Origin of the sequence: Parabacteroides sp. B2-S-102 (assembly GCF_023656665.1) — a bacterium.
GTDB lineage: Bacteria > Bacteroidota > Bacteroidia > Bacteroidales > Tannerellaceae > Parabacteroides > Parabacteroides distasonis.
In genome coordinates, this window is record NZ_JAMOKM010000022.1 from 2,501 (window position 1) to 28,870 (window position 26,370).

The 26,370-nt window shown below is 45.9% G+C and carries 19 protein-coding genes (1 of these 19 running past the window's edge); 9 read left to right on the top strand and 10 right to left on the bottom strand.

All coding sequences use genetic code 11. The features are described 5' to 3' along the window. The 3 genes from NBH07_RS19240 to NBH07_RS19250 form a co-directional block, all read right to left on the bottom strand. Positions 1 to 76 carry the beginning of a DinB family protein gene (locus NBH07_RS19240; protein WP_005866506.1) on the bottom strand. The gene continues 608 nt to the left of window position 1, outside the view, so 76 of the gene's 684 nt are visible here — the first part of the coding sequence; its start codon is at positions 74 to 76; its stop codon lies off the left edge, out of view. 8 nt (positions 77 to 84) lie between these two features. Then, positions 85 to 405, bottom strand: coding sequence for a YbjQ family protein (locus tag NBH07_RS19245; RefSeq protein WP_005860908.1), 321 nt, complete (start codon positions 403 to 405; stop codon positions 85 to 87). 94 nt (positions 406 to 499) lie between these two features. Beyond that, on the bottom strand, positions 500 to 2,758 hold the full coding sequence (locus NBH07_RS19250) for a GH92 family glycosyl hydrolase (RefSeq protein ID WP_009018441.1): 2,259 nt from the start codon (positions 2,756 to 2,758) through the stop codon (positions 500 to 502). 139 nt (positions 2,759 to 2,897) lie between these two features. Here NBH07_RS19250 and NBH07_RS19255 point away from each other — a divergent pair, with 139 nt between their 5' ends. Genes NBH07_RS19255 through NBH07_RS19270 form a run of 4 tightly spaced genes read left to right on the top strand, consistent with a single transcriptional unit; the run spans position 2,898 to position 4,792 of the window. Beyond that, a complete protein-coding gene (locus NBH07_RS19255) occupies positions 2,898 to 3,155 on the top strand; it encodes an RNA polymerase sigma factor (RefSeq protein ID WP_009018440.1) in 258 nt (85 codons plus the stop codon). 18 nt (positions 3,156 to 3,173) lie between these two features. Beyond that, on the top strand, positions 3,174 to 3,836 hold the full coding sequence (locus NBH07_RS19260; protein ID WP_009018439.1) for a PG0215 family putative anti-sigma factor: 663 nt from the start codon (positions 3,174 to 3,176) through the stop codon (positions 3,834 to 3,836). A gap of 54 nt (positions 3,837 to 3,890) precedes the next feature. Further along, on the top strand, positions 3,891 to 4,169 hold the full coding sequence (locus tag NBH07_RS19265) for a LysO family transporter (RefSeq protein ID WP_005860915.1): 279 nt from the start codon (positions 3,891 to 3,893) through the stop codon (positions 4,167 to 4,169). Next, positions 4,166 to 4,792: a LysO family transporter gene (locus NBH07_RS19270; RefSeq protein WP_009018438.1), complete on the top strand. Its 627-nt coding sequence runs from the start codon at positions 4,166 to 4,168 to the stop codon at positions 4,790 to 4,792. The genes NBH07_RS19265 and NBH07_RS19270 overlap by 4 nt, the downstream gene beginning before the upstream one ends. A 239-nt stretch (positions 4,793 to 5,031) precedes the next feature. On the opposite strand, the gene NBH07_RS19275 is transcribed toward NBH07_RS19270, so the two are convergent. Then, positions 5,032 to 8,256: a S41 family peptidase gene (locus NBH07_RS19275; RefSeq protein ID WP_156682789.1), complete on the bottom strand. Its 3,225-nt coding sequence runs from the start codon at positions 8,254 to 8,256 to the stop codon at positions 5,032 to 5,034. A gap of 93 nt (positions 8,257 to 8,349) precedes the next feature. On the opposite strand from NBH07_RS19275, the gene NBH07_RS19280 reads away from it, so the two are divergent. Next, on the top strand, positions 8,350 to 10,419 hold the full coding sequence (locus tag NBH07_RS19280; protein WP_156682788.1) for a histidine kinase: 2,070 nt from the start codon (positions 8,350 to 8,352) through the stop codon (positions 10,417 to 10,419). Between the two features lie 94 nt (positions 10,420 to 10,513). On the opposite strand, the gene NBH07_RS19285 is transcribed toward NBH07_RS19280, so the two are convergent. Further along, on the bottom strand, positions 10,514 to 11,377 hold the full coding sequence (locus NBH07_RS19285; RefSeq protein WP_008780608.1) for an Rpn family recombination-promoting nuclease/putative transposase: 864 nt from the start codon (positions 11,375 to 11,377) through the stop codon (positions 10,514 to 10,516). 808 nt (positions 11,378 to 12,185) lie between these two features. Here NBH07_RS19285 and NBH07_RS19290 point away from each other — a divergent pair. Beyond that, positions 12,186 to 15,638, top strand: a complete 3,453-nt coding sequence (locus NBH07_RS19290) for a DUF6383 domain-containing protein (RefSeq protein ID WP_156682787.1) — start codon at positions 12,186 to 12,188, stop codon at positions 15,636 to 15,638. 233 nt (positions 15,639 to 15,871) lie between these two features. On the opposite strand, the gene NBH07_RS19295 is transcribed toward NBH07_RS19290, so the two are convergent. Together NBH07_RS19295 and NBH07_RS19300 are read right to left on the bottom strand one after the other, a co-directional pair. After that, positions 15,872 to 16,495, bottom strand: a complete 624-nt coding sequence (locus NBH07_RS19295; protein ID WP_005860926.1) for a LysO family transporter — start codon at positions 16,493 to 16,495, stop codon at positions 15,872 to 15,874. Further along, positions 16,485 to 16,769 carry a LysO family transporter gene (locus NBH07_RS19300; RefSeq protein ID WP_172718840.1) on the bottom strand — a complete coding sequence of 95 codons (285 nt, stop codon included), beginning with the start codon at positions 16,767 to 16,769 and terminating at the stop codon, positions 16,485 to 16,487. The genes NBH07_RS19295 and NBH07_RS19300 overlap by 11 nt, the downstream gene beginning before the upstream one ends. A gap of 458 nt (positions 16,770 to 17,227) precedes the next feature. On the opposite strand from NBH07_RS19300, the gene NBH07_RS19305 reads away from it, so the two are divergent. Then, a complete protein-coding gene (locus tag NBH07_RS19305; RefSeq protein ID WP_156682786.1) occupies positions 17,228 to 20,461 on the top strand; it encodes a S41 family peptidase in 3,234 nt (1,077 codons plus the stop codon). Positions 20,462 to 20,541: 80 nt separating this feature from the next. Next, positions 20,542 to 21,087: a 3'-5' exonuclease gene (locus NBH07_RS19310; protein ID WP_009276400.1), complete on the top strand. Its 546-nt coding sequence runs from the start codon at positions 20,542 to 20,544 to the stop codon at positions 21,085 to 21,087. On the opposite strand, the gene NBH07_RS19315 is transcribed toward NBH07_RS19310, so the two are convergent. From NBH07_RS19315 to NBH07_RS19325, 3 genes are all read right to left on the bottom strand, one after another. Next, entirely contained in the window at positions 21,088 to 22,260 is a 1,173-nt protein-coding gene (locus tag NBH07_RS19315) for a dicarboxylate/amino acid:cation symporter (RefSeq protein ID WP_156682785.1), read from the bottom strand. It abuts the gene before it with no gap. Then, positions 22,229 to 23,695 (bottom strand): Na+/H+ antiporter NhaC, encoded by a 1,467-nt coding sequence (nhaC, locus tag NBH07_RS19320; protein ID WP_011966954.1) that lies wholly within the window; start codon positions 23,693 to 23,695, stop codon positions 22,229 to 22,231. The genes NBH07_RS19315 and nhaC overlap by 32 nt, the downstream gene beginning before the upstream one ends. An 83-nt stretch (positions 23,696 to 23,778) precedes the next feature. After that, positions 23,779 to 25,221, bottom strand: coding sequence for a Na+/H+ antiporter NhaC family protein (locus tag NBH07_RS19325; protein ID WP_156682784.1), 1,443 nt, complete (start codon positions 25,219 to 25,221; stop codon positions 23,779 to 23,781). 132 nt (positions 25,222 to 25,353) lie between these two features. Here NBH07_RS19325 and NBH07_RS19330 point away from each other — a divergent pair, with 132 nt between their 5' ends. Continuing rightward, positions 25,354 to 26,313 carry a PCMD domain-containing protein gene (locus NBH07_RS19330; RefSeq protein WP_005866543.1) on the top strand — a complete coding sequence of 320 codons (960 nt, stop codon included), beginning with the start codon at positions 25,354 to 25,356 and terminating at the stop codon, positions 26,311 to 26,313. The last annotated feature ends 57 nt before the right edge of the window (positions 26,314 to 26,370 follow it).

The window sequence follows — 26,370 nt, forward strand, 5'->3', positions numbered from 1 at the left end:
CTATTAATTCCGGTTTACGGATAATGCGGTTTAGTTCTTTATGTGATTCGCTTAATCCGGCTCCAAAGTATTTCATTTTGGGGATTATTGGTAGCGTACGGCTGTCCCGGCGGCGGTAACCATCAGCATGCTTCCGCTTCCTCCTACGGTCTCATAATCTAGATCTACGGCGATTACAGCGTTTGCGCCCATTCGTGCCGCATGATCGCTCATTTCTTTCAAGGCCGTTTCTTTCGCTTCGCGTAAGACACTCTCGTAAGAACCTGCACGTCCTCCGACAATATCCCGGATGCCTGCGAAGAAATCTTTGAATACATTCGCTCCGATGATCGTTTCACCGGATACGATTCCGAAGTACTGGGTAATTTCTTTTCCTTCGATCGTGTTAGTTGTTGTGAGTAACATAGCTTTTCAATTTAATCGTTTGAGGGCAAATATAAGATAAAGGGCGAACCAGTGTACTGATTCGCCCTTTGTTTTTATGTTTCTTTATATGAATTTATTTTACCGGTTGATCGGTCATGATAAACTCAAGCTTACCTCCATTTATGATATCGGAGTGGCTGATGAAAGGAGTCTCTAGGACTTTACCGTTTAGCTTGACTTCTTTAACGTATTTATTGGCGGGACTATTGTTGGTCGCCACGATCTCGAAAATACCGCCTTTTACGTGCATAGAAGCCTTATTTACCATCGGACGGCCCAATGTGTAAACCGGAATACCCGGACTTACCTGATAGAAACCTAGGGCGCTCATGACATACCAAGCAGACATCTGTCCGCAATCCTCATTACCGATGATACCATCCGGTTCATTCGTGTAGAAATTCTGCATGATATAATCTAAATACCCTTGCCCTTTCCATGGAGAATCTGTCCAGTTATAAAGATAGGCCATATGGTGGCTCGGCTCGTTTCCATGAGCGTATTGGCCGATCAATCCGGTAATATCTCCGGAGGCTTCCGCCCCGTCAATCTGGGAAGAGGTGGTGAACAGGGTGTCTAAACGTGTTTCCAGCTCTTTCTTGCCACCGATAGCGGCGATGAAGTTATCCATATCATGTGGTGCGAAGAAACTCCATTGAAAGGCATTCCCTTCGGTATAGTCGCTTTTCATATGCGAAGAATAGCGAGGGTTGAATGGAGTACGGAAAGAACCGTCGCCCATTACCGGACGCATCATTTTCGTCTCGGGATCTAAATAGCGTTTGTAGTATTCGGCTTTCTTGGCATACTCATTCGCCAACTCTATATTACCTGCCTTCTTGGCGATTTGGGAGATACACCAATCCTCGTATGCCATCTCCAATCCCCACGATACGGATTCAGGAACAGAATCGGCGGGGACGAAACCATATTTCTCCTTATAGTAAGGATGCATCGTGATCAGATCCAGCTCACGGGTTCCTCTGAACTTCTCGGCAAGATCCTCACGGTAAACGGAAGAACGTGCGCCGGCTTCCGCCCACGTGCTCATATCACCTTCCGCTAAATCTTTCGCTACAAGGTCGGCGAGGACCGAGACGGCCGGATATCCTACCATACAACCTGTATAACTAGAGGCTAAAGGCCATTTGGGTAATATTCCACCTTCTTTATAACCTTGCACGAGTACCTTACCCCAATCAGTCGCTAGGGCCGGATTAATGATTGTCATTAACGGATGAAGCGCACGGAACGTATCCCACAAGGAGAATACGGAATAATTTACGTAACCCGGTTCGGCGGTATGCACTTTCTTGTCCATACCCAAATAACGCCCGTCCACGTCTTGATAAGCGAAGGGGGCGATCATGGTATGGTAGAGCGCCGTATAGAAATTGACCATGACTTTCGGATCTGCCTCGATCTGGATCAAGTTTAACGCCTCGTTCCAAATATGCGTTGATTCCTCACGGGTCTTATCGAAATCCCATCCGGGCAATTCTGCCTCGAGATTCTTCTCGGCGCCTTCCGGATCGACTACGGATAAGGCTACTTTTACATAAAGCGGTTGTGCCTTTTCAGCGAATTTGTAATGGAACTTCAAATCTTCTGCCGTATTTAGGCGTAAGAACAAGGAGTCTTTACGTAATTTCCCCCCGATGTATTGGTATACCGTCTCGATCGGTTCCGAGAAAGTAATCCGATAGGACATAGAATGGAAATGCGCCCAACCTTGTGTCTTCACGGTTCCTTCCACCGTGGAGTCGTTTACAAGTAAATATTGGTTACCGATCAGCTTATGTCCCCAGTTCGGTTGAAGGATATGCCCTAAGTCAAGCAGGACACGACGTTCTTTGGGATTGTCGTATGTATATTTGTGGAAACCTACACGATCCGTAGAAGTCAATTCCACGTTGATGCCAAAGTTATCCAAGCGTACGGCATAATACCCCGGTGTCGCTTTCTCAGTGTCTTTCTTGAAGGTAGCTACTGGTTTGATGGAATCTCCACCGGAGAAAGGTAATAAAGCTACGTCACCCAGATCACCGATACCCGTACCAGAAAGATGCGTGTGGCTGAACCCGTAGATATGGTCATCATCATAATGGTAACCGCTGCTCGCGTCCCATCCCAAGATATGGGTATCCGGGCTTAGTTGTACCATCGCGTACGGACGGGTAGCTCCGGGGAATGTGTGTCCATGGAACCCGGTTCCGATGAATGGGTCTACATACCTCACCTCATCTTGTAGTCGCGGCGACTCCGGCGCTTGCTTGCATCCTACCAGCAGGCAGGCAAGAGCAGCCTGAAAAAATAAGATCGTTCTTTTCACTGTTATTATTGATTTAGTTTGTAATAAGCGAATTATCAATCATCTGTCACAAAGATAATGGCTTTGGGGGAATATTGGAAATTTCCTTTTAAAATCTGCAACCTTTTTCGGGCTTGGCTCGTCTTATAGATAAAAAAGTATGGGAACAAACGAATTTACGACAAAGATATTGCCGCTGAAGAATAACCTTTTCCGGGTTGTTTTCCGGATTACCGGAGACGTGGAGCAGTCTGAGCAGATCGTTCAGGAAGCCCTGCTTAAGGTTTGGGAAGACCGGGATAGCTGGATTGTCATTGAGAACTTACCTTCCTATTGCATGATGGTAGCGCGTAATCTGGCATTGAGGGAAACGTATTCCGGAAATAAGGAAAGGATGGATCGGTATGCGGTAAGGTAATCTGTTTATGGATCGTGTATGGACTATCAACGAATAAATAAGTTGCTGGATAAATATTGGGAATGCGCCACATCCGTGGAGGAAGAGCGGGAATTACGCCAGTTTTTCTCCTCAGCGGTGGTACCTCCCGACTTATTACCCTATAAGGCTTGGTTCGTATCTCATGAGGCCGAGGCATTACCCCCTTTGGGGAAAGAATTTGATGCTCGTATATTAGAACATATCTCGGAAGATCGAAAATTAATCACTACATTTGGAACGTTATTTAAATCTATTACTCATTTAATACATAAGATTATGGGAACGAATATGAAGAAAGCCTTTACCACCCTTTTATGCCTTTTGTTTTGTATCACGATCTCGGCACAGGATAAAGCCGCTGATTTTAGTAAGCTCGTAGGCGATTGGTCCTTCTCTGCCCCCGACGCTCCGTATGGATATCAAGATGGAAGTTTTCAGATAAAGCAAGAGAACGGCAAGTTGACCGCTAAAGTGAATATACAAGGTAGTACCTTGGAGATAAACGATATCAAGGTGAAAGGAGATACCTATACCAGTTCTTTTTATGTGGATGGAACGCCTGTAGACTTAACTATGACCCAGAAAGGAAATAAGTTAGAGGGAATGGCCGACGCCGGAGGTATGCAGATTCCCGTGAAATTCAAGAAAACGAAGAAGTAACCGCTTTGTGGTACTGTGAGTTTCTGTTAACTTCGCGGCAAAAACTACAAAGGGATGTTTACAGTAATCGGAATCATGTTCTGCGGCATTGCCGTCGGGTATTTCTTTCGTAAAGTAGAATTGCTGCAAAAGATCGGTAAGCCTATTTCTTATACAATTCTTCTTCTTTTGTTCCTGCTGGGAATTTCGGTAGGGGCCAATGAGTCTATCGTGAATAATCTTACGACGTTGGGCGGGCAAGCCTTGTTGATCGCTTCGGCCGGTACGTTGGGTAGCGTCTTGGCGGCGTGGGGAGTTTATCATTTCTTTTTTAAGGAAAGGAGCCGGGGATGAAAGGGAGTTTGATCGTCGTGGGCTTCTTTGCCTTGGGGTGCTTGCTGGGATGGAGCGGTTATCTGCCCGGGGTCGTTATCGAGAATGATATAACGGTTTATGTACTTTACCTCTTGATGTTTCAAGTAGGGATTAGCATCGGAAGCGATAAGAAACTGAAAGAGATTTTGTCGAGCATACGGCCGAAACTCTTATTGGTGCCTCTGGCTACTATTATCGGGACGTTGAGCTTCTCGGCCTTGATCAGCCTTGCTCTTACCAAATGGAGCGTGTTCGATTGTTTGGCGGTCGGAAGCGGTTTCGCCTATTATTCATTATCCTCCATCTTGATAACAGAGCTAAAAGAACCGACGCTGGGGGCTCAATTGGCGGCGGAGTTAGGAACGATCGCCTTGATCGCTAATATTATCCGTGAGATATTCGCCTTGCTGGGCGCTCCGTTGTTCGTTAGATATTTCGGAAGGCTATCTCCGATCTGCGCGGGAGGAGCTACTACGATGGATACGACATTGCCGATCATCACCCGTTATTGCGGAAAGGATTTGGTCTTTGTCTCTATCTTTCACGGGATCTTGGTGGACTTCACGGTTCCGTTTTTCGTTTCTTTCTTCTGTTCGATGTGAGTGAAAGAGGCTTCCGAGATCTCGGAAACCACCTTGCAAGGTTGAAAAGTCATTTCCGAGGCCTCGGAAGGCATTTTGCAAGGTTGAAAAGTCGTTTCCGAGGTCTCGGAAGGCATTTTACAAGGTTGAAAAGTCGTTTCTGAGGCCTCGGAAGGCATTTTACAAGGTTGAAAAGTCATTTCTGAGGCCTCGGAAGGCATTTTACAAGGTTGAAAAGTCATTTCCGAGGCCTAGAAAAGCTATTTTACAGTTTGCAGCATCACTTCTACCGCTCTTTTTAATTGCGTGTCCTCGCCGGAGAGCTGCGCCTCGGGAGTATTGTACACCTCGACATCTGGTTGCAATTGTTGGTTTTCCAGATAATTGCCTTGCATATCTTTCACGCCTACTTGCGGGATACCGAACACCAAGGTCGGATCGATTTGCGTTTCCCACCATACGGCTGTCATGGTTCCCGGAACCGGGGCACCGATCAGCTTGCCGATACCTAAGGTCTTATAAACCCAAGGGAAGCCGTGGGCGTTCGAGTAATTATCCTCGCACATCAAGACACAGGATGGTTTGGTCCACTTGTTGTAAGGATCGCTACCGATGTATTGTCCGCGAGGCTCGAAGCGCTGATACTCCTTGCCGCTCAATAAGGTAGCCAGATCATCATGCAACCAGCCACCTCCGTTATGGCGGGTATCCACGATCACGGCCTTCTTATTCCGGCAACGGCCTAATAAGGCGGAATAGACCTCGCGGAAACTCTCGCTGTTCATGCCTCTCACATGTACGTACCCGATTTGCCCGTTCGATAATTTATCTACGGTTTCTTGGCAATTCTCGATCCATCTTTTATAAAGGAGGTTCGATTGCTGTCCGTTACCGATCGCTCTTACCTGTTCCTCGAAACGCTGTTTGCTGGTAGGATCATAGACAGAAAGCATTACTTTCTTACCGACTTTACCGCTTAGCAGTGGATAATAATCGGCGTCTTTCTTTATCGGTGTTCCGTCTATCTTCTCGATGATACAGCCTTTCTTTATCCGGCTGTCGGCCAATGTCAGCGGGCCCTTGGCGATGATTTCCTCGATCTTCAATCCGTCGCCCGTGTATGCGTTATCGAAGAAAGCGCCTAGGCTGGCGGTTTCCGGCCCGGTCAGTCCCGGATTGTAACGGGCGCCCGTATGGGAGCCGTTCAGCTCGCCCAATAGCTCGGAAAGCATCTCTTGGAAATCAAAATTGTTGTTGATATGCGGAAGGAAACGGGCGTAAGCGGTCTCATATCCTTTCCAATCCATGCCCCGGAGTGTCGGATCATAGAACTTATCCAAAACTTGACGCCAAGCGTGGTGGAAGATATAAGCACGCTCCTCTGCCGGGCGATAAGCGAACTCGGCCTTGAAAGCGATCGGCTTTTCCTTGCTATCCTTCAACTCGATCTTTTTCAGTTTACCGCCGGCGGTAAGATAGAGGTTCTCTACTTTCTTATCGGCGAATAGAGTGCCCCGGCCGACATTCTTGAGCAGTAATTTAGTGGACTTTTCCTTCAAGTCGTGTTCCCATAAATCAAAGCCTTTCTCGAAAGCGGCGCAATAATAGAGTTTATCTCCTTTCGGGGCGAGTACGGCGTCCCCCAATGAGGATGAATTGGCGGTCAGGCGAATGATCCGGTCCTTGCGGTTCTCCAAATCAAACTTCAAGGGGGCTACAGGTTTATCCTTATCCTCTTTTTTCTTATCGGAATCTTTATCGGATGTCTCGTCCTTATCTTTTTTCTCATCCGCTTCTACCAAGGCCAGTTCTTCTTTACTGAGGCGGAATTTATCGTAAGCCTCACCGTCGAAGAACATGATGTACACATCCCGCTCGGCACCCCAGCTACCGTGGCTGCGGAAACCGGCACGGTCGGAAGACCAGATCATGGCCTTACCGTCTAATACCCATTTCGCGTCGCCATCCGAATAACCGCTTTCCGTCAGGTTCGTTACCTCGCCGCTACCGTCCGCTTTCACGAGGGCGATATCCTTGTTGTTCCATCCTCCGACGGAGATGTAATCAACCAAGAACCACTTGCTGTCTGGCGACCATTGGAAATGCTGGTCTCCATCGCTATACGAATAGAGGTATTTCCCGTCCAATACGGTGCGGACCTGCTTGGTCTTTCGGTTGATAACACGCAGGGTGGTGCGGTTCTCAAGGAAAGCCACCTCGTTACCATCCGGAGAGTATAAGGGTTGGAACGAGGTTTGTCCGGATACGACAAGAGGCTCCTCTTTCAATTCCGGGGCGTACGTGAATTGTTTATCTTCGTCACGTGTAAGTTTACTTTCGTAGATCCCCCATGTTCCTCCCCGTTCGGCGGAATATACCAATGAACGTCCGTCGGGGCTGAAATCTATATTGCGCTCTTGCTGCGGCGTGTTCGTGATTTGACGGGTCGTCTCGTATTCGATAGAGGTTACGTAAACATCGCCACGAGTGATAAACGCTACCTCTTTCCCATTCGGGGAGATGGCGATATCCGTAGCTCCATCGGTCAGAAGACGATGGATTACGTCGTTCTCGATCTTATCCGCGACGATCTGGATATTCACCTTGGCAGGTTTCTGGCCTTCCTTAACGGTATAGATCTCGCCGTCGTAGCTATAGCATAGAGTCCCGGAATTATCGGAGGTAAGGAAACGCACGGGGTGGGTGGTATGCGTCGTGATTTGTCTCTCGCTGTTGCCTGCCAAATCCTTCTTGAAGATGTTAAAGCTTCCTTTCTCCTCGCTTAGGTAATAGAAAGACGCCCCATCCGCGGCCCATACAGGATTACGATCCTCACCGCCAAAAGTGGTTACTTTCTGGAAAGAGCGATCTTTTCCAAGCGTACATAACCAGATATCACGGGTGATGGAAGACTGATGATGCTTGCGCCAAGGGTCCTCGTAACCTTTATAGTCATTGTATAATAGCTTACTGCCATCCTTGCTGAGGGCTATATTCTCCATGTATAACGAAGAATACAGATCCGGTCTTCCTCCGTCCGTGCTTATCTCATAGACTTGCATAAAGCGGGTGCCGGGGAATTGGATATCCTTGGTATCTTGCAATATGTTGGCCAGATACAAGATGTGTCCGTTATCCTTAAAGGTCGTGGGATATTCGTTTGTGGAGTGGGTGGTGAGCCGCTTGGGTTCCCCTCCCTCCTTGTTCATGAGAAATACATCGAAGTTGCCGCTACGGTTGGAGGCGAAGGCTATTCTCTGTCCGTCGGGCGACCAGACCGGACGGGTGTCATGCGCCGGATGTGTTGTCAACTGCCGGGCTTTCCCTCCGGAAGAAGGGACCGTGTAGATATCCCCTTGGTAAGAAAACGCGATCGTCTGCCCGTCCGGGGAGATCGCGCAGTAACGCATCCATAACGGACTGTCGTCTGCTTGCGCCGCCGCCGATAAAAATAACGCCAGCGCAGGAATCATCAAGTTTTTCATGTGTACTCTATTTTAGATTTACAAATGTAATCGATTTTCGATATTTATTAGGAGAAATAATTGCGCAGATTAAATTTTTAAATATTTTTGCATATGAACTTTAAAACCGCCAAGATGATGACGAAATATAGGGTGTGTATGACTTTTATGTCCATTTTATTATTGCTATTTCATTTTGTGTTTCTGTTTTCTTGTGGAAAGCTACCGGAAAAAACATTCGCTTTTTCTGATAACCTACGGATTGACTCATTGGAACATCTGGCAATGGATTCGATTTACCGGAATCCTCGATATGCTCATTCCGTATTGGATGAAGCTTTAAGTCTAACTAAAGATAGCGATAGATATTATAGGTTGCTCGCGGTTAAAAGCCAGATTTATTTTGCGAATAGTGTCTATGATTCCGGGTTTGTCTTGCATCGGTCAATTATAGATTATTGCGACCGTGTACCGATGTCGCCCAAGATCCATGGCCTCTTAGGGACGTTGAAAAATACGGTTGGCAATTATTATTCATTTTTGGATAAAACGGATTCGGCCCTCCTTTGCTATTCCGAGGCGTATCAAGAGATCCGGCAGAGTGAGATGGAGCATAAAATCCCGGATATTTATATCAATATAGCGGATATATATGCCCGGAAAGGAGCTTACGATCAGCGAGCCCGCTACTTTCGCCAAGCTCTTTTCGTGAGTGATTCATTGGGTATTATGGATCGGATGTCCTTTCCTATTTATTTTGGTTTGGGCGAGACGTATATGGAATTGAGGGACTTTGACTTATCCGATCACTTTTACCGTTTGGCGGAGAAAGAACTGGATTCCCGTAACTTGAGCGAGAAATTCACCTTTTGCAATAGCCGGGGAAATTACTATTATTACAAGGAAGAGTATGCGAAGGCGCTTCCTTGGTTCTTGAAAGCCCGTGAGGTGGTACGTCCTACTCATATGGATTTCTATACCAACGTATGCGAGATCAATTTGGGGGAGATCTATCTATGTATGGATCAGTTGGATTCCGCTCGTTTTTATCTGGAGAAAGGGTTTAGGTACTTCCATACCTATAATAATAAGACGGCCTTGTACCATTTGACGACTTTGAAGGCTTCGCTAGCCTTAAAAGAGGGGAACTCCGGGCTGGCTTCTCGATTGTTGAGAAGTTACACGGATACGGTAGGTATAGATCCCAAGATGGTAGTGATCCGTAATAAGAACTTGCAGAATTACTTCGCTACCACGGGCGATTTTAGGCGTGCTTATGAGTATCAGACCAAGAACAGGGCCATTGAAAACGACATTCGTAGCGAACGAACCCAGATGCGTGTCGCCGAGATAGATATGCGTTATAGGCAAGATACGACTTTGCTCAAGCGGGAGGTTATCATTAGGCAACAGGCCGGCCGGATGGAATACTTGGAAATGAGCCGTTGGATTTGGATCTTGCTTTTTGTGATCTTGTCCATCGTCAGCGGCATGGCTTATTACTTTATGAAACGTAAACGGCATGCCCAGTGGTTAAGCCATATCGATCAGGTGACGAAGCTGAAGATGGAGAGTATCCGCAACCGTGTATCCCCTCATTTTATATTCAACGTCTTGAACCGGGAAATCAGCACGGAAGAGGAGGGAAGCCCCCGCCGCACGCAACTTTCCGGGCTGGTGGAGTTGTTGCGGAGTAGCTTGGAGATCTCGGAAAAGCTCAGTATTACGCTGCGGGAGGAGCTGAGGTTCGTGCGTACGTATCTGAACCTGCAAACGCAAGCGCTGGGGCCGGACTTCCATTTGGCATGGAATATCGATCCTTCCCTTGACACGGACGCGATCTATCTCCCGGCCATGCTGATCCAGATTCCCGTAGAGAATGCCGTGAAACATGGCTTGTGTGCGATTGAGGGCGAGAAGCGATTATCCGTTTTCGTGGAGCGCGACGGGAAAGGCATCCATATCCGTATAGAGGATAATGGACCCGGGTATCGTCCGTTTACGAATGCGGGACATACGAACGGTACGGGGATGGGAACGAAAGTCCTTTACCGTACGATCCTATTGTTGAATAGGAGAAATAAAGAGAAGATCACCTATTCGGTCCAAAGCAAGGAGAAGGGGATGGGGAGCGGAACAATCGTCAGTTTCTTTATTCCGTTGGATTTTAATTACGCTTTCTAGGTATCGTGAATGTACGAAAGTAATCCGGGGCGTTTCCTCCGGATAGTGGAAGGAAGCGGCCCGGATCGAATTGAATCGAATCGGTTGATTCGGGTTATAGTCGCTCAATGTCTTCAACAGAAAGTCCGGAGCATTGGGCGATAAGTTCGGAGTCAAGTCCTTGCTCCTTCATCTTTTGGGCTATCTGGAGTTTTTCCTCTTGACGGCCTTTCTCGATCCCTTTCTGCATTCCTTCCTGCATTCCTTTTTCAATCCCTTCCGTTTGTGCGTAATCGATGGTCGCATACCAATCCCGATAATTCTTTAGGTTTTCCTCGTAGATCGCACGTTCTTTTTCGCTGAGTGAGTTGACGTTCGCCACATCCAGCAAGCGAAGGAAGGTCTCCTGTTCCTCCTTGAAGGGAGATTGTTCAAATAGGTTCATATTCTTCAATGTATAAATCCAACGTTCGAAGGAGCTCTTGCACTCCTCCTTGCTTAAACTGAATAACGGGAACGATATGTAGATCTGCTTCATCTTGATCTCATTGAACACCTTTCCCGTCCTCTCGTTAGCGAGGACAACATCTGTACGGAAGTCTGTGAACTCCGGCAACTTGAAATTCAAGAAATAGACTCCGTAGATGGGTAGCAACCGATATTGCCATTGCTTGCCGATTTGTCCTTGCCGGGCCACCATGCGACAAAGATAATAAAAACCTCTGTTAAAGAAATAGTACTGGGGACAATTCTGCATCTCTAGGATGAACTTGGCCCCGGACACGTCCTCGCAGAGCAGGTCGAATATGATGGTACGGTTCTCGACAATCTCGGGCTTGATCTCCTTGTCGAGGTAGGTGATGTCCTTGATCTGTCGTTCGCCGGCTAGGGCGGCGTTAAGGAACTTGATGGTAACTTGCTTGTCTTGGAAGACAGCCTTAAATCCAGCATCAGTCATGATGTCTACGTATTGTGCCATAGTTAAATGGTTTTAGGTGATTACTGCTCCAAAGGTAAGGTTTATTTTCGTATCGCACATCCTGTTTATTGTATATTTCTTAAAAAGCAGATTCATGGTAGTCAGCTTTACTATTTATAGAAAGTACGATTAGTATTAATAGTAGTGCAAAATACTATGGATAGTAATCGGCTCCCATTTTGATCAATTCTTATTATACGCTGATTATCAGAAATATAAATAACAATCTTTAAATATTAGGCTTATTGTACTTTTTAAGAGATCAAATTTGGTATGGTTGACTTATTCTTTTCACGTATAAAGATAACATTAAATAATAGACTAAGCCGCTAGCATAAAGTTCTCCAAGTGAATAACTAATCACTTCTCAACTCGTAAGCTTATGGCTTGACAAGCCTTGGATTATACGTTTGTAGTATTTGCAATGATTACATGTGAATGTTTGTATTTTGTATTTATTATGCGGTTATGGATGGATACCATATATAATGTACATGCGTACATTATATAATAGATAGAAACGGCTAGTCTAAACGATCGATTCTTTTAGTCATTTGCAAAGGTACGCGTTTCTTCGATACTTGCAACCCTTCCAGACGATTTTTTTATCGCTTATTCTCTTTCTTATCAATAGGATAGGTTATCCTTCACGAAACAAGCGATTCCTTCAACGAACCTCCCGTTTCGACGCTCAAAAAACGCAAGATTTAGACGATCGTTTAGACTAGTCGTTTTCGAGAAAAACAAGGGTGCTAAACGGCGGGATGGACTTTAATTAACACTATTATTAATATTAAATTTTGAATTTATGAACAAGAAGTTTTCTACTCTTTTGGCAGGTATGGCACTGTTAAGTGTTATGTCTGTTAATGCACAGACTACACCAAGTCGAGTAGACCCAGAAACTGTATTGGGTCAAGAATGGCGTTTAGGCGGTTTGAAGGAGGGAGCTAATTCTGGTCTTTATCAGTTGAAGGTCATGGATGGCACTACTCCTGCTTATCTTGCGATGGAGCTAAATCGTGGAACAGGTGATTATGAACTACGTGTTTATAGTGCAAGCGAAGCTAAAAATAACTTAGAGGCTACATTGTGGTGTGTTTCTGTCTCTAATTATAATCAAGGTCAAGCTCCTATTTATGACTTCCAGAATAAATTGTCTGGAACTATGTTGGATTTGACAATGGCTGGCCATGAGAAGACTGAGAATGGTACGAATGGTGCTTGGAAACCTGTTTTAGGTGGTGAGATCGCAGGTTGGGCATTCTCTCGCTCATACAAGGATTTGGAAGAAAAGAGACCTTTGTATTCTTATTTCTCAACGGACTCAATTGTTGGTTTGAAAGCGGATCCTACTACCGGAGCTGTTAAGGTTGCCAAGTGGGGTGCTAATCAAATAGATGCCACTTCAAACGCCGCTGATGTGACTAACTTTGCTTTGGTTGGCGCAGCACAAATCGCATTGAGCGAAGATCAAGTAAATACGAAGTTGGGTCTTCTTCAAGATAACAAGGCTGGAGTACAATTGACTTTCACTCCGGACGTGAAAGGTACTAGCTTAAAGAATCCGTTCAATGAGCAGAAGTTTATCGCAGAGGATAAAGATAATAACAAATGGCTTTTCATCAAGCAAAAGGATAAAGACGCTTATTTGAAAGTTGATACGGCTTATACGAATGAGACAGGTACAAAGTTCTTAGCTTACGGTTGGACAGAGAAAGCAAAGGATAAAGCTGATGCTTACAGTTCTATTAGCTCTGAATTACGTGCTCAACATCAGTTCAAATTCATCTATTCTCCGAGTGGCGATAGCTTATACATCTATGTAAAAAAAGTTACTTGGAATAATGATGGCAAGTATTGGAATACGCACGTTACGGCTACTCCAGTTAACGAGCATGAGTTCTGGCGTGTCTCTTTGCAAGACTTGATTAAAGATGAAACTTGTATTTTGACAGTTGATCCGGAGGACCAGAACACTCATATTTCTTTGGGTCTTAGCGGATGTGAGGAAAAGGGTTCTTCCAAGACTTCCGTTGATGATGGTGTTTATTTCATCAAGAATAAACAAGGACAGTATTTAGCTTCTCCTATCTATGAGAATGGTACTATCCGTTGGACAACCGTGAATGAGGATGAGCAGAGTGTTGCTCATATGCCAGCTTATCAATGGGTTGTATTGAAGAAAAATACAAGTAATGATAAAGTGAAGGCTGTGTCTCCGGTTACTATCTCTAACCGTGAATTCGCAGATAAAGTTATAAATGCGGATTTTGATGGTGATGGCCAGATGGAGTCATATAAGACTGCTGTTTATTCTACTGTTCAGTTAAGAAAGGCAGAGGGTGGTTCTTATATGTTTGTATATGGAGATAAACTTACAGCGGAGTATGGCTCTGTCGGTATAGATTCTTTGTTCTTCGAGAAAGTTCCGGCAGCTTCTATTTCTGATCCGTATTTAGGTTACAGAAAGTTGGAGAAAGATTCTTTGTTGGTTAACAAATATACGTTTAACTATTGGCATCCTTATGCTACGGATAAATACATCGCTAAATCTACAGACTCTACGTTGACTGTGTTGGATGGAAAAGATGCTTTCGTAATTGATACATTGACTGAGCGTTGGAATAATAACTCAAAGATATTTGCGACTGTAGATATCCCTTACGGTTATAAGGTTAGCGATGATGTGGCTAAGAATCGTATTAAAGGCTTGAAGACTCTAGTGAGAACTGCTTATGAGGTTTCTTATAAAGATGGTAAAGGTGAACTTAATGAATGGAAAGTTAATAAGGAAGATAAGTTTAATGTAGGTTCTAGTGCTACTGGTCATCAGCAATCTTATACGACTTATTATGCATTCTTCAAAGAAAACAACTATATCAGTGGAAAGCACTATTATGCGATTGTTAATGCTGCATATGATAATTATTCTAATGCTACAAAATATGTATTAGGTTATCAGAAAGCTGGAGTATCCGATTATGACGGTGCCGCTACATTGAAGAATCAAGTATTAGGCGAGACTCGTACTTCTGCTTTCGCTATCGAACCGGACAACACTCCGCTTTACCGTCGTTTCAGTTCTCTTGAACTTGAAGGTAATGAAGGTGACAAGGCCGATACTTTACGTTTTATCGAGAAATACCGTAAAGAATACTTGCAGGTTGAGAATAATAAGAACTTCATGAAAGAAGGTATTGACTTCTTAGGTATTTATACTCCGGATAAGACTGAGGATGGTTTGTCATTCATCGTTGATACCGCATGGGTAAACCGTGGTTCTGGTAATATCAAGCCTCAATATTTGATCTCTATTGATCGTAACGATTTCGAAGGAGTTGAAGGCGTACCTTGTACGGAAGATGACCATCACTTTACCGCAGAAGGTAAACCGACAGATAAATGGCATTGCGTTCACGCAAAACCGGCTGTTCCGGGCTTTGAAAGAGGTAAATATTTGATCAATTTCCATGATTTCGCTAATAAATGTGGTTGGTCAACATTATCAAATGGGGAGCAAGATGCTGACTACATGTGGAAGAAATATGATCGTGCAGGTTTCGTGGAAGCTATCCGTGTAGCTGATACTTTGTATATCTTGAGAGATGAGTTCAAGAACTTACCGAACGAGAAGATCAACTTCGCTGATTTGAACAAGGCTGAGGAGGATGCTTGGACTGCGGCTAAGAAGGCTGGAGTATCTGAAGATGAATTTGTTTCACACAAATATATCTTATCTGGTGATAACCATAAGTATGTGACTTGGTCTATGCGTTTCGTAAACAAGGAAGTTGCCGCTAATGAGGTAGAAGCTGATAGAGCATTCTTGTTCGAGTCTATGAAGAGTAAACATGTTCCTGGTTACAATAATTCTGCTATGGGTGACATCGCTCCTACATATGCGGCTTGGTTGAGAATGCAGAATGGTTGTTTAGTTCTGTCTGATGATCGTTCTTCTAATTTCGATGAGATGAATACAGGTGGTGACGATGCTTTGATCTTTAATGTGGAGCAAGGTGATGATATCGCAACAGATAACGAAACAATCGATGCTGTAGAAGGTATCTCTGTAGTAGCCGGTAACGGTACCGTAACCGTTCAAGGCGCAGCTGGTAAGTCTGTAGTTATCACGAATATCTTGGGTAAGGTAATCGCTGAGACCGTTCTTACTTCCGATAACGCTACAATCTCTGTTCCTGCCGGTATCGTAGCAGTGGCTGTTGATGGTGAGGAAGCTGTTAAGGCTATCGTTAAATAAGAATTTAACAAAATAAGATAATCATACAATTCCCGTGCGGGTATCGATCCAAGTAATCCGTGACGGATGAACAGGCGGGAGTTGGATTAATATTAATACTAAAGTAATAAATTAAGAGGTCCGTAAGTACCTCCGTGAGGAGGAAGTACGGATAAAGGAACAAGAGGATGCGTCGATATAATGTACGCATCCTCTTTTGTGTTTATAGCGGGTGTTGAGGATAAATCCTGCTTCTACTTGCAAAAGAGCGAGATAAGCAACGGCACGCTGATCTCGAGGATAATCCCGTGAATAATAGCCACAGGTACGATATTCTTTCCGGAATACCGGCTGATAACGGGAAGACAAACATCCATAGAATTGATTCCCGCCACGGATACCGGAGCGAATTTACCAAAGAAAGAGGCATACAACGGTGCCCCGAATAAAGCTAACATTTCCCGGATGATATTAGCCAATAACGCGATAGCCCCGAGTTGCGAAGCGATTTCTATCCCTGCCGACGCCTCTTTCAGTTGTACGATAAGCAAGGAGGATAAGGAATAATAAGCGAATCCGCTTCCTACAGCCATACAATCATATATATTCCACGAGGTCAATAACAAACTCGCCGCCGCAGAGAATACTAACGTGCCGATGATCGTAAAGAACGGCAGTAACAAACTGGAAAACCGGATATCCTTTACCATCTTTCCTAATTCGGCGTTTGCTCCCAGATTCAATCCTACTTGGATAACGAGGGCGTATAGCAAGAATTGCGGTAGTTTTTCGCAATACGTGGAGATAGTCGTGTTGGCGAAGGTTCCGCAAAAGATTCCCGCTGTGAAACATAAGATAACGATTAGGTTATTTTTCATTGAGACCTCCTTTCTTGATAAATAATTTATAAGCGATAAAAGATGCTACCAGACTTCCCAATACTCCGCAAATAGCTAGTATGGCAGCTTGTATTCCAAACTCACCAATATTATTCAGCAAAGATTGGTTGGCTCCTATGGTAATACCAAATATGAACAACATCGCGAAAATCGTATAAGAGATGGAATGTTCCAATCCCTTGAAAGCGGGGACGTGTCGGCATAAATAACCGACGCTTATCCCCAGACCTAATAGACCTAGAATGATAAACATAAGCATATTGTATTTTGAGATGCGCAAGACATCCTTTCCCCGGAAACGAAGCATACGAATACTCCCTCTTTTCCGCAGAAGTTAAACTTGAGTGCAATTAATACCTAGATGTAGGTGTAGAAGAGAACTATAAAAAGAAGTCCTCTCAAGAAGAGTATGAATGGATTTAGACAAAACCGCTGAACCAATGAACATGCACGATCGTGTTACCCGAGAAAGCTCGGGTATACCATCTTTTTGAGTTGTTCAGAAGCTTCTTGTTCATCTTATTTGTATCATTGTTTGATTTCTGGCGCAAAGGTAGTAATAAATTAGAGATTCTAAAACTTTTTCTAGGATCGGATATATAAGGGACTTGACTTGGATTTTGGATCTTTTTATGTACATTTGAGGTCCTACCCGCTATTGGGCCAACTAAAAACGGATAGAACAGATATGATTAAAAGATAAGATTGGTTATGAGGAAAAGAATGATTTTAACAGCATTGGCGGCTGTCGCTATCCCTACGTTGTTGATGGCGGCGGATGAGGCGAGATTAATGCGCTTTCCGGCTACAAATGGTTCAGAGATTGTATTCTCGTATGCTGGCGATTTATATAAGGTCCCGGCTACAGGTGGTGAGGCACAGCGATTGACATCGTATGTGGGGTATGAGATGTTTCCCCGTTTCTCCCCGGATGGTAAGACGATCGCTTTTACGGGACAGTACGACGGTAACACGGAAGTGTACACGATGCCCTCTTCTGGCGGTGAGCCATTGCGTATCACTTACACGGCTACGAATAGCCGTGATGATCTGGGCGATCGCATGGGCCCGAATAATATTGTGATGACTTGGACACCGGACGGCAATGGTATTGTTTACCGCAACCGCATCAGCGATGGGTTCTCCGGTAAGTTATATACGGTAAATAAAGAAGGTGGCCTTTCCGAGGTGGTTCCCTTGCCCGAGGGCGGCTTTTGTAGCTATTCGCCCGACGGAAAACAATTGGCTTACAACCGGGTAATGCGTGAGTTCCGTACATGGAAATACTATAAGGGCGGTATGGCCGATGATATCTGGGTTTATAATCCGGAGAAGAAAAGTGTAGAGAATATCACGAACAATGAGGCGCAAGATATCTTTCCGATGTGGATTGGTGATGAGATCTATTTCCTTTCAGATCGGGATTACACGATGAACTTGTTCGTTTACAATACGAAGACTAAACAAACAAGTAAGGTGACGAACTTCACTGAGTACGACGTGAAATTCCCTAGTAGTTTCGGGAATACGATCGTTTTCGAGAATGGAGGCTATATCTATAAGATGGATGCGGCGTCGAAGAAACCGGAGAAAGTGAACGTTACCCTTGCCTCCGATAATGTCTACGCACGTAGCGAGATCAAGGATGGTTCCAAATATATCACGAGTGCCAGCCTCTCCCCCAAAGGTGAGCGTATGGTGGTGACAGCTCGTGGCGAGGTATTCAATATCCCGGTAGATAAAGGGGTTACGAAAAATATCACCCGTACTCCGGGAGCGCACGAACGTGACGCTCAATGGTCTCCGGACGGAAAACATATAGCCTATATCTCCGACGCTACCGGCGAGACCGAGCTGTATCTCCAAGATTCCGAGGGGGGCGAGCCTACCCAGTTGACCAAGAATAACGATACGTATATCCGTACTTTCCAGTGGAGTCCGGATTCCAAGAAGATTGTCTATACGGATCGTAAGAATCGGATCAATCTTTTGGACGTATCTAACAAACAGCTAACAACTATCTCACAAAGTCTGTTAGGTGAAGCCCGCAACGTAAGTTTCTCTCCGGATAATAATTGGTTGACTTATTCCCGTGTGTCCGATAATAATTTCTCGATCGTCTATGTCTACGATATCGCGGGTAAGAAAGAATATCCCGTGACCGATAAATGGTACGAGTCTTATTCTCCGGTATTCAGTACGGATGGCAAATATCTGGTATTCACTTCCGCCCGTGATTTCAATCCTACGTATAGCCAAACGGAATGGAATCATGTGTATAATAATATGGGTGGCGTATATCTGGCGTTATTGTCTAAGGATACCGCTTCCCCGTTTATGGAAACGGATGCGGAGGTCGCCATTGAATCTACCCCAGCGAAAGCGGATGCCTCTAAAAAGGACGAGACAAAGAATGAGGCTTCTACTCCGGTCGTAAAGATTGATATAGAGGGTATCACGGATCGAATCGTTAAGCTCCCCTTGCCGGGATCGAATTACTACGATCTTTATTCCGATGGAACGAACGTGTATTATTTCACGAAAGGCGGCATGAAGATGTTTGACTTGAAGAAACAGAAAGAGGAAACCGTTAGCGATGCCGCTATGATGGTTGATCCGGCTGGCAAGAAAGCTGTTTTCTTTAAGGACGATCAACTATTCGTAACCGATATACCGAAGGGTAAAGCGGATTTAAGCAAGCCGGTTAATCTGGCGAATATGAAGATCATGGTAGACTATACGAAGGAATGGGCGCAAATCTTCGATGAGGCTTGGCGTGCTTTCCGGGATGGTTTCTATCTGGAGAATATGCATGGCAAGGATTGGAAGGCGATCAAGGAGAAATACGCCGCCCTTCTTCCTTACGTGAAAACACGTTTGGACTTGAATTATATTATTGGCGAGATGATCGGCGAGCTGGGAGTAGGGCATGCTTATGTGAACCCCGGTGAGGTGGAAAGTCCTAAACGGGTATCGATGGGTCTGCTAGGTGCTGAGGTTTCTCGGGATAAGAGTGGTTTCTTCCGCTTGGAAAAGATCCTGCCGGGGGCTTCTTGGAGTAAGGAATTACGTTCTCCATTGACAGAGCCGGGTGTTGAGGCGAAGGCCGGAGAGTATATCGTCGCTATAGACGGAGTACCTACGAATAGCGTGAACGATATGTATAAGTTGTTGATCGGAAAGGCGAACGTTCCGACCGAGTTGTCTTTGAATAGCAAGCCTCAGTTGGCGGGCGCTCGTAAGATCGTGGTCAGTCCGTTGGCGGAAGAATATTCTTTGTATCACTATAATTGGATCCAAGATAATATCAAGAAGGTAGATAAGGCGACGAACGGTAAGGTCGGTTATATCTATATTCCGGATATGGGGCCGGAAGGCTTGAATGAGTTCTCTCGCTATTTCTATCCGCAATTGGATAAGGAAGGTTTGATTATCGATGATCGTGCGAATGGCGGTGGAAATGTCTCCCCGATGATTCTGGAACGTCTGTCTCGTGAGCCGTATCGTTTGACGATGCGCCGGGGTTCTTCTTTGATCGGGACCGTGCCGGATGCCGTACAGGTCGGCCCGAAAGTTTGCTTGATCAATAAGTATTCCGCTTCCGATGGCGATTTGTTCCCGTGGGGCTTCCGTGCGCTTGGCTTAGGTAAATTGATTGGAACCCGTACTTGGGGCGGTATCATCGGTATTAGCGGCCCGCTTCCTTATATGGACGGTACGGATATCCGTGTGCCTTTCTTCACGAGCTATGATCCGAAGACGGGTAACTGGATTATCGAGAACCATGGTGTGGATCCGGATATCTTGATCGATAACGACCCCATCAAGGAATGGAACGGTGAGGATCAACAGTTAGACCGTGCTATCGAGGAAGTCATGAAACAATTAAAAGAACGCAAACCGCTAGCCCCTGTCCCCGCACCAAGGGACTGGAGCCATAAATAATGAGAGGTTATTTGTAGAGACGGGGCACGCCCCGTCTCTACAAATAAATAGTAAACGGATTAAAAACTAGTAATCTATCTATGGAACGATTCGCAGCCATTGACTTTGAGACCGCTAATGGAAAGCGGAGCAGTATTTGCAGTATAGGTATCGCCATATTGGAGGATGACTGGGTAGTAGATAGCATTTATACCTTGGTACGTCCTACCCCTAATTTCTATACCCGTTGGACTACGGCTATACATGGGTTGAGCGCTGAGGATACGAATGACGCGTTATGTTTCGAGGAGGCTTGGGAAAGCATCGCCCCGAAACTAAAGGATCTCCCCCTTGTTGCCCATAACAGTCCGTTTGATGAGGGATGCCTGAAAGCCGCCCACGAGGTATATGACTTAGCCTATCCGAAATATCCCTTCTATTGCACTTGCCGTCTATCCCGGAAGATGTACCCGTTTCTGGTAAATCATCAGTTGCAGACAGTAGCCGCCCACTGCGGTTACGACCTTACCCAACATCATAACGCCATGGCCGACGCTTACGCCTGTGCCCATATCGCCCTTACGATGATGCGGGAAAAAGAGGTCGATACCTTGGAGGCGCTTATGGCTTCCTGCTACTCTAGGTAACTATGGGGTGTTTTTCCCGGCTATTTTATCCACCACGACAGCGATAGCGCCATCTCCCGTCACGTTGCAAGCGGTGCCAAAACTATCCATGGCAATATAAAGGGCGATCATCAACGCTTGCAGTGTCTCATTGAATCCCAGCATACTTTGCAAGATACCCAAAGCGGCCATAATAGCCCCTCCCGGAACCCCCGGAGCCGCTACCATCGTAATTCCCAGCATCATGATAAATCCGCTGAAGTTGGAGAAGGTAACCGGTTCTCCCGCCATGATCATGATAGCCATAGCGCAAGCTACGATTTTCATGGTGCTACCTGCCAGATGGATCGTGGCGCAAAGCGGTACGGTAAAGATCGCTATATTCTCCCGTACGCCATTCTTGACAGCCTGCGCCAGTGTCACGGGAATCGTGGCGGCGGAGGATTGGGTCCCCAGAGCCGTAGCGTAGGCCGGTAACATATTCTTCAAGAGGCGGAGCGGATTCTTCCCGGCTATGGCTCCGGCTATCGTGAATTGGATCAATAACAATAATACATGTAAGACAAAGATGACTATGATAACCTTAAGGAACATCGTGATAATACTCATGACTTGTCCGCTCACGGTCATGTTCAGGAAGATACCGAAAATATGGAGCGGTAATAACGGGATGATAACCACCTCGATCAGCTTAATGATAATTTCCTTGAAATCCGTGAAAGAGTCACGCAGGGTGGTTCCCGCTATATTAGAAAGCCCTAGGCCAATCGTAAAGGATAGCAGCAAGGCTGTCATGACATCCATTAAAGGCGGCATATTTACCACGAAGTAAGGTGTCAGCATGAAATCTTCCGGATTCTCCATCGCCGTCAATTCCGTGTTGGTCGGTAGTATGTGCGGGAATATAGCCGATCCGCTCAGGAACGTGAAGAAACCCGAGAAGACTGTTGAACCGTAAGCGATCAAGGCGGTTATCAACAATAGCTTTCCGGCTCCTTTGCCCAGATCTCCGATAGCGGGAGTTACCAGCCCCAATATGATCAGCGGGATGGAGAACGATAGGAAGTTGCCGAACAATGAATTGAAGGTTACAAAGATACGTGCGATTCCTCCCGGTAAAAACTGGCCGAACAATATGCCGGCGGCGATAGCGATAACGACTTTAGTTAACAATGATACTCTGATCTTCTTCATGGTGTTGCTTTATTTTGAAGCCAATGGCGGCCATCGTAATACTCATCAACGGACTGATCAGGTTAAAGAAGCAATAAGGAAGATACGTCAGGGTCGCTACGCCTAATATTGTGGCTTGCGTCATGCCGCAGGTGTTCCACGGTACCAGCACGGACGTTACGGTTACGGAATCTTCCGTCGTACGGCTTAACAGGCGACTCTCATATCCTTTTTTCTTGTAGATATCCTTGAACATATTTCCGGTAAGGATAATGGATATGTATTGGTCGGCCGTAACGATATTCAAGAATAAGCCGGAACATACGGTAGACGCCACCATGCCGACCCTCCGTTTCATAAAGCGAAGGAATACAGACGTAAGGCTTTCCAGCATACCGCTGGCCGTCATGGAGCCGCCGAAGCACATGGCGCAGATGATCAGCCAAATCGTATTCATCATGCCCGCCATACCCCGGGTAGCGACCAAGCTGTTCAAGGCCTCGTTGCCCGTATCGATCTGGGTACTCCCGTAGAATGTCATGAATAATCCCTTAAACAGGGAGGAGGCATCCGCTACCGACGCTCCCGCTACCTCTTGCAATAAATGAGGCTGGAAAAAGATCGCGAACACCCCGGCCATCGCCGTCGAGATAAACAAGGTGATCAAAGACGGTACTTTTTTGGCGATTAATATACCCGTTACCACCGGTACGATCAGTAGCCAGAGCGAGATATTAAAACTTTCGTTCAACGAGGCGGCAAACTCGGCTATTTGCCCGGATGCGTTCGAGGTATGCGTAAACCCCGCTATGGTAAAGATAATCAACGTGATCACCATAGACGGTATTGTCGTAAGCATCATATACCGGATATGGGAGAACAAAGGGGTATGCGTTACGGAAGAAGCTAATACCGTCGTGTCCGAAAGCGGTGAGATCTTATCCCCGAAATAAGCGCCCGAGATGATCGCCCCGGCTACCCACCCTGTAGCGAAGCCCTGTGCCTCGCCGATACCCATCAAGGCGATACCGATCGTGGCGATAGTAGTCCACGAGCTACCGGTCATAACGGATACGACAGCGCAGATCACGCAACAAGAGGCAAGGAAGAAACTCGGATGAATGATTTGCATCCCGTAATAAATCAAGGTCGGGACGATACCGCTGATCATCCAGCTACCGGATAAAGCGCCAATCAACAATAGGATAATTATAGCTGTGGCCACTCCCAATATGTTTTTACATATCGCCTCTTCTATATCACGCCATTTGACTTTGCAGAAGATCATGGCCAAAAGGGAGGCGACCGCCGTGGTGGTAAGTAATACGACTTGGCTTCCGCCGCTCAACGCGTCGCTGCCAAAAGTGCGTATGGTTACAAACAAAAGAGCTACCAGCACGAGGATAGGCACTAGTGAAAGTAGAGGGGAGGGCATCTTCTTAAGATGATTTTCCATTGTTCATTCAGTCGCTTAAATAATGATGGTGCGAAAATACTAAAAATACCTTGAATAACGCTATGAATTATAGATTGATTTCCTTATTTCACAGTCTTTTGGACGATCTTATAACCGGTTGCCGCTATAAGAATGCTCATAAACGGGCTGACGATATTAAAGACGCAATAAGGGAAATAAGTCCAAGTAGATACGCCGAGGATTGTAGATTGCGTCATGCCGCAAGTCGTCCACGGGATCAGCACGGAGGTGACGGTGACTGAGTCTTCCGTTGTCCGGCTAAGCAGGCGGCTCTCGAATCCACGTTGCTTATATACTTCTTTAAACATTTCGCTGTTCAGGATGATGGCGATGAACTGGTCCGCCGTGCAGATGTTCAAGGATAATCCGGACACGACGGTAGAGGCGACCATGCTGGTACGGCCTCGCATGAAATGCAAGAAGATACGTGTGATACTTTCTAGCATGCCGCTAGCAGACATGGCCCCGCCGAAACACATGGCGCAAATGATCAGCCAAATCGTGTTCATCATCCCAGCCATTCCCCGGGTAGAGACTAGAGAGTTCAGGGCCTCGTTGCCGGTCTGTATCTGCGTGCTGTCATAGAAAGTCATCAGCAGGCCTTTGATATAGGCGATAATCCCGCTATCCGTGATCCCGGAAATCTCCAATAAGGCGTTTGGCTGGAAGATCAAGGCGAATATTCCGGCGAGTATGGAGGAGGCGAAAAGCACCACGATCGAAGGTGTCTTCTTGGCGATCATGATTCCGGTAACGATCGGTACGATCATAAGCCAAGGCGTGATATGGAACGAGCCTTTTAAGGCTTCGGAGAAAGCGGCTATCTGGGATGCGTCCGCTGTCTCCCTCGAGAATCCGGCGATGCTGAATACGATCACTGTGACGATCATAGAGGGAACGGTCGTATAAAGCATATATCGGATATGCGTGAAAAGGGGCGTGTCCGTTACGGAGGCCGCCAATACCGTAGTGTCTGATAACGGCGACATCTTATCCCCGAAATAAGCGCCCGATATAATCGCTCCCGCTACCCACCCCGTACTGAAGCCTTGCGCCTCGCCAATCCCGATCAAGGCGATCCCGATGGTGGCGATGGTAGTCCACGAGCTACCCGTCATGACCGATACGATACTGCATAGCAGGCAACAGGCCACGAGGAAGAAATCCGTTTGCATGACTTGCAACCCATAATAGATCAAGGACGGCACGATTCCGCTTACCATCCAACTGCCCGATAGGGTTCCGATCAATAAAAGGATGATGACGGACGGTGCGATCCCATAGATGTTACGGGCGATTTGCCCCTCGATATCTTCCCACTTGATCTTGCAATGAAAGACGGCGATCAAAGAGCAGATCGAGGTGGCTATCAATAATACGATTTGGCTGGCTCCTCCAAGGGAATCGCCCCGGAAAATATAGATGGCTACGGCCAGCATGATGACTAATGTCACTACGGGTAGTAAAGAGATCGCGATGGAGGGTGTCCGGGGCTTTTCTGCCATGGGTTTATTCACGTCGTTTGTTATTTATCATGGATAATCCGAATAAATTCTTTATACGGACTTGCCTTGTGTTATCGATTCTAATTAATTTCGCTGCAAAAATAAAAAAGGATTTGGATAGGAGGGTAACTTATGGTAGTAAATAATCGGTTAGGCTATTTATTTGTCTTTTTGGGGATGAGTATGGCGCTATATGCCCAGCGAAAGACGGAAGTGATCCGTTATGGCGATCTGGATCAGTGGGTGGTACGTAAGATCACGGAATCGGCTATTATCGGGAAGGAGACGAAGACACTTTACTGCGTTGGCCCTACGGATACGATTATCGGAAATAGACCTTTTGAGTCGAAAGCTTCGCCTTGGGGCAGTTCTAACGTGATGGCTAGGGTGAGCGGGATTACGAAAGCTAGCGTCAGTGTCTACCCCGAAAGACGGGATGAGGGGTATTGCGCACGGCTGGAGACGGGGATAGAATCGATCTCGGCGATGGGTATCATGAACGTGAAGGTGTTGGTCGGGGGATGCCTCTATCTCGGCCGTTTTCTGGAACCGGCGAAGAATTCTTCGGAGACGTGGGGACAGATCGTTTGCGGTATCCCGTTTCACCAAAAACCTACGTCCTTGTTATTCGATTATAAGGTGAAACTCTCCGGTGATCCCAATCGTATTAAATTGAGCGGTTTTAGCAAGAGATCGGAGGTAAATGGCATTGATATGCCTTTGGTGAATCTCTTTCTTCAGAAGCGTTGGGAAGATAAGGACGGGAACATATATGCTAAGCGTATCGGTACGCTGGTAATCCGGATGGATAAAAATACGGATTGGGTAAACGATGCCAATTTCACGATCTTATACGGCGATATCACGAAACGTAGCGATTATAAAGAATATATGGGGTTTCAACTCGGAGAGTCCGCTCGTTATAGTTTAAACAGCAAAGGTAAGAACGTCCCTGTCCAAGAAATCGGCTGGGGAACGGAGGACGATGAGGTAACCCATATGATCTTAGAGTTCTGTTCCAGTCACGGAGGCTCATACATAGGGTCTCCGGGAAATACCTTTTGGGTAGATAATATCCGGTTGGGATATTGAGCCTATTATCGTTGAAACCCTATGGTATTTGTCTCCGGTCTTGATACAGAAGCCAAC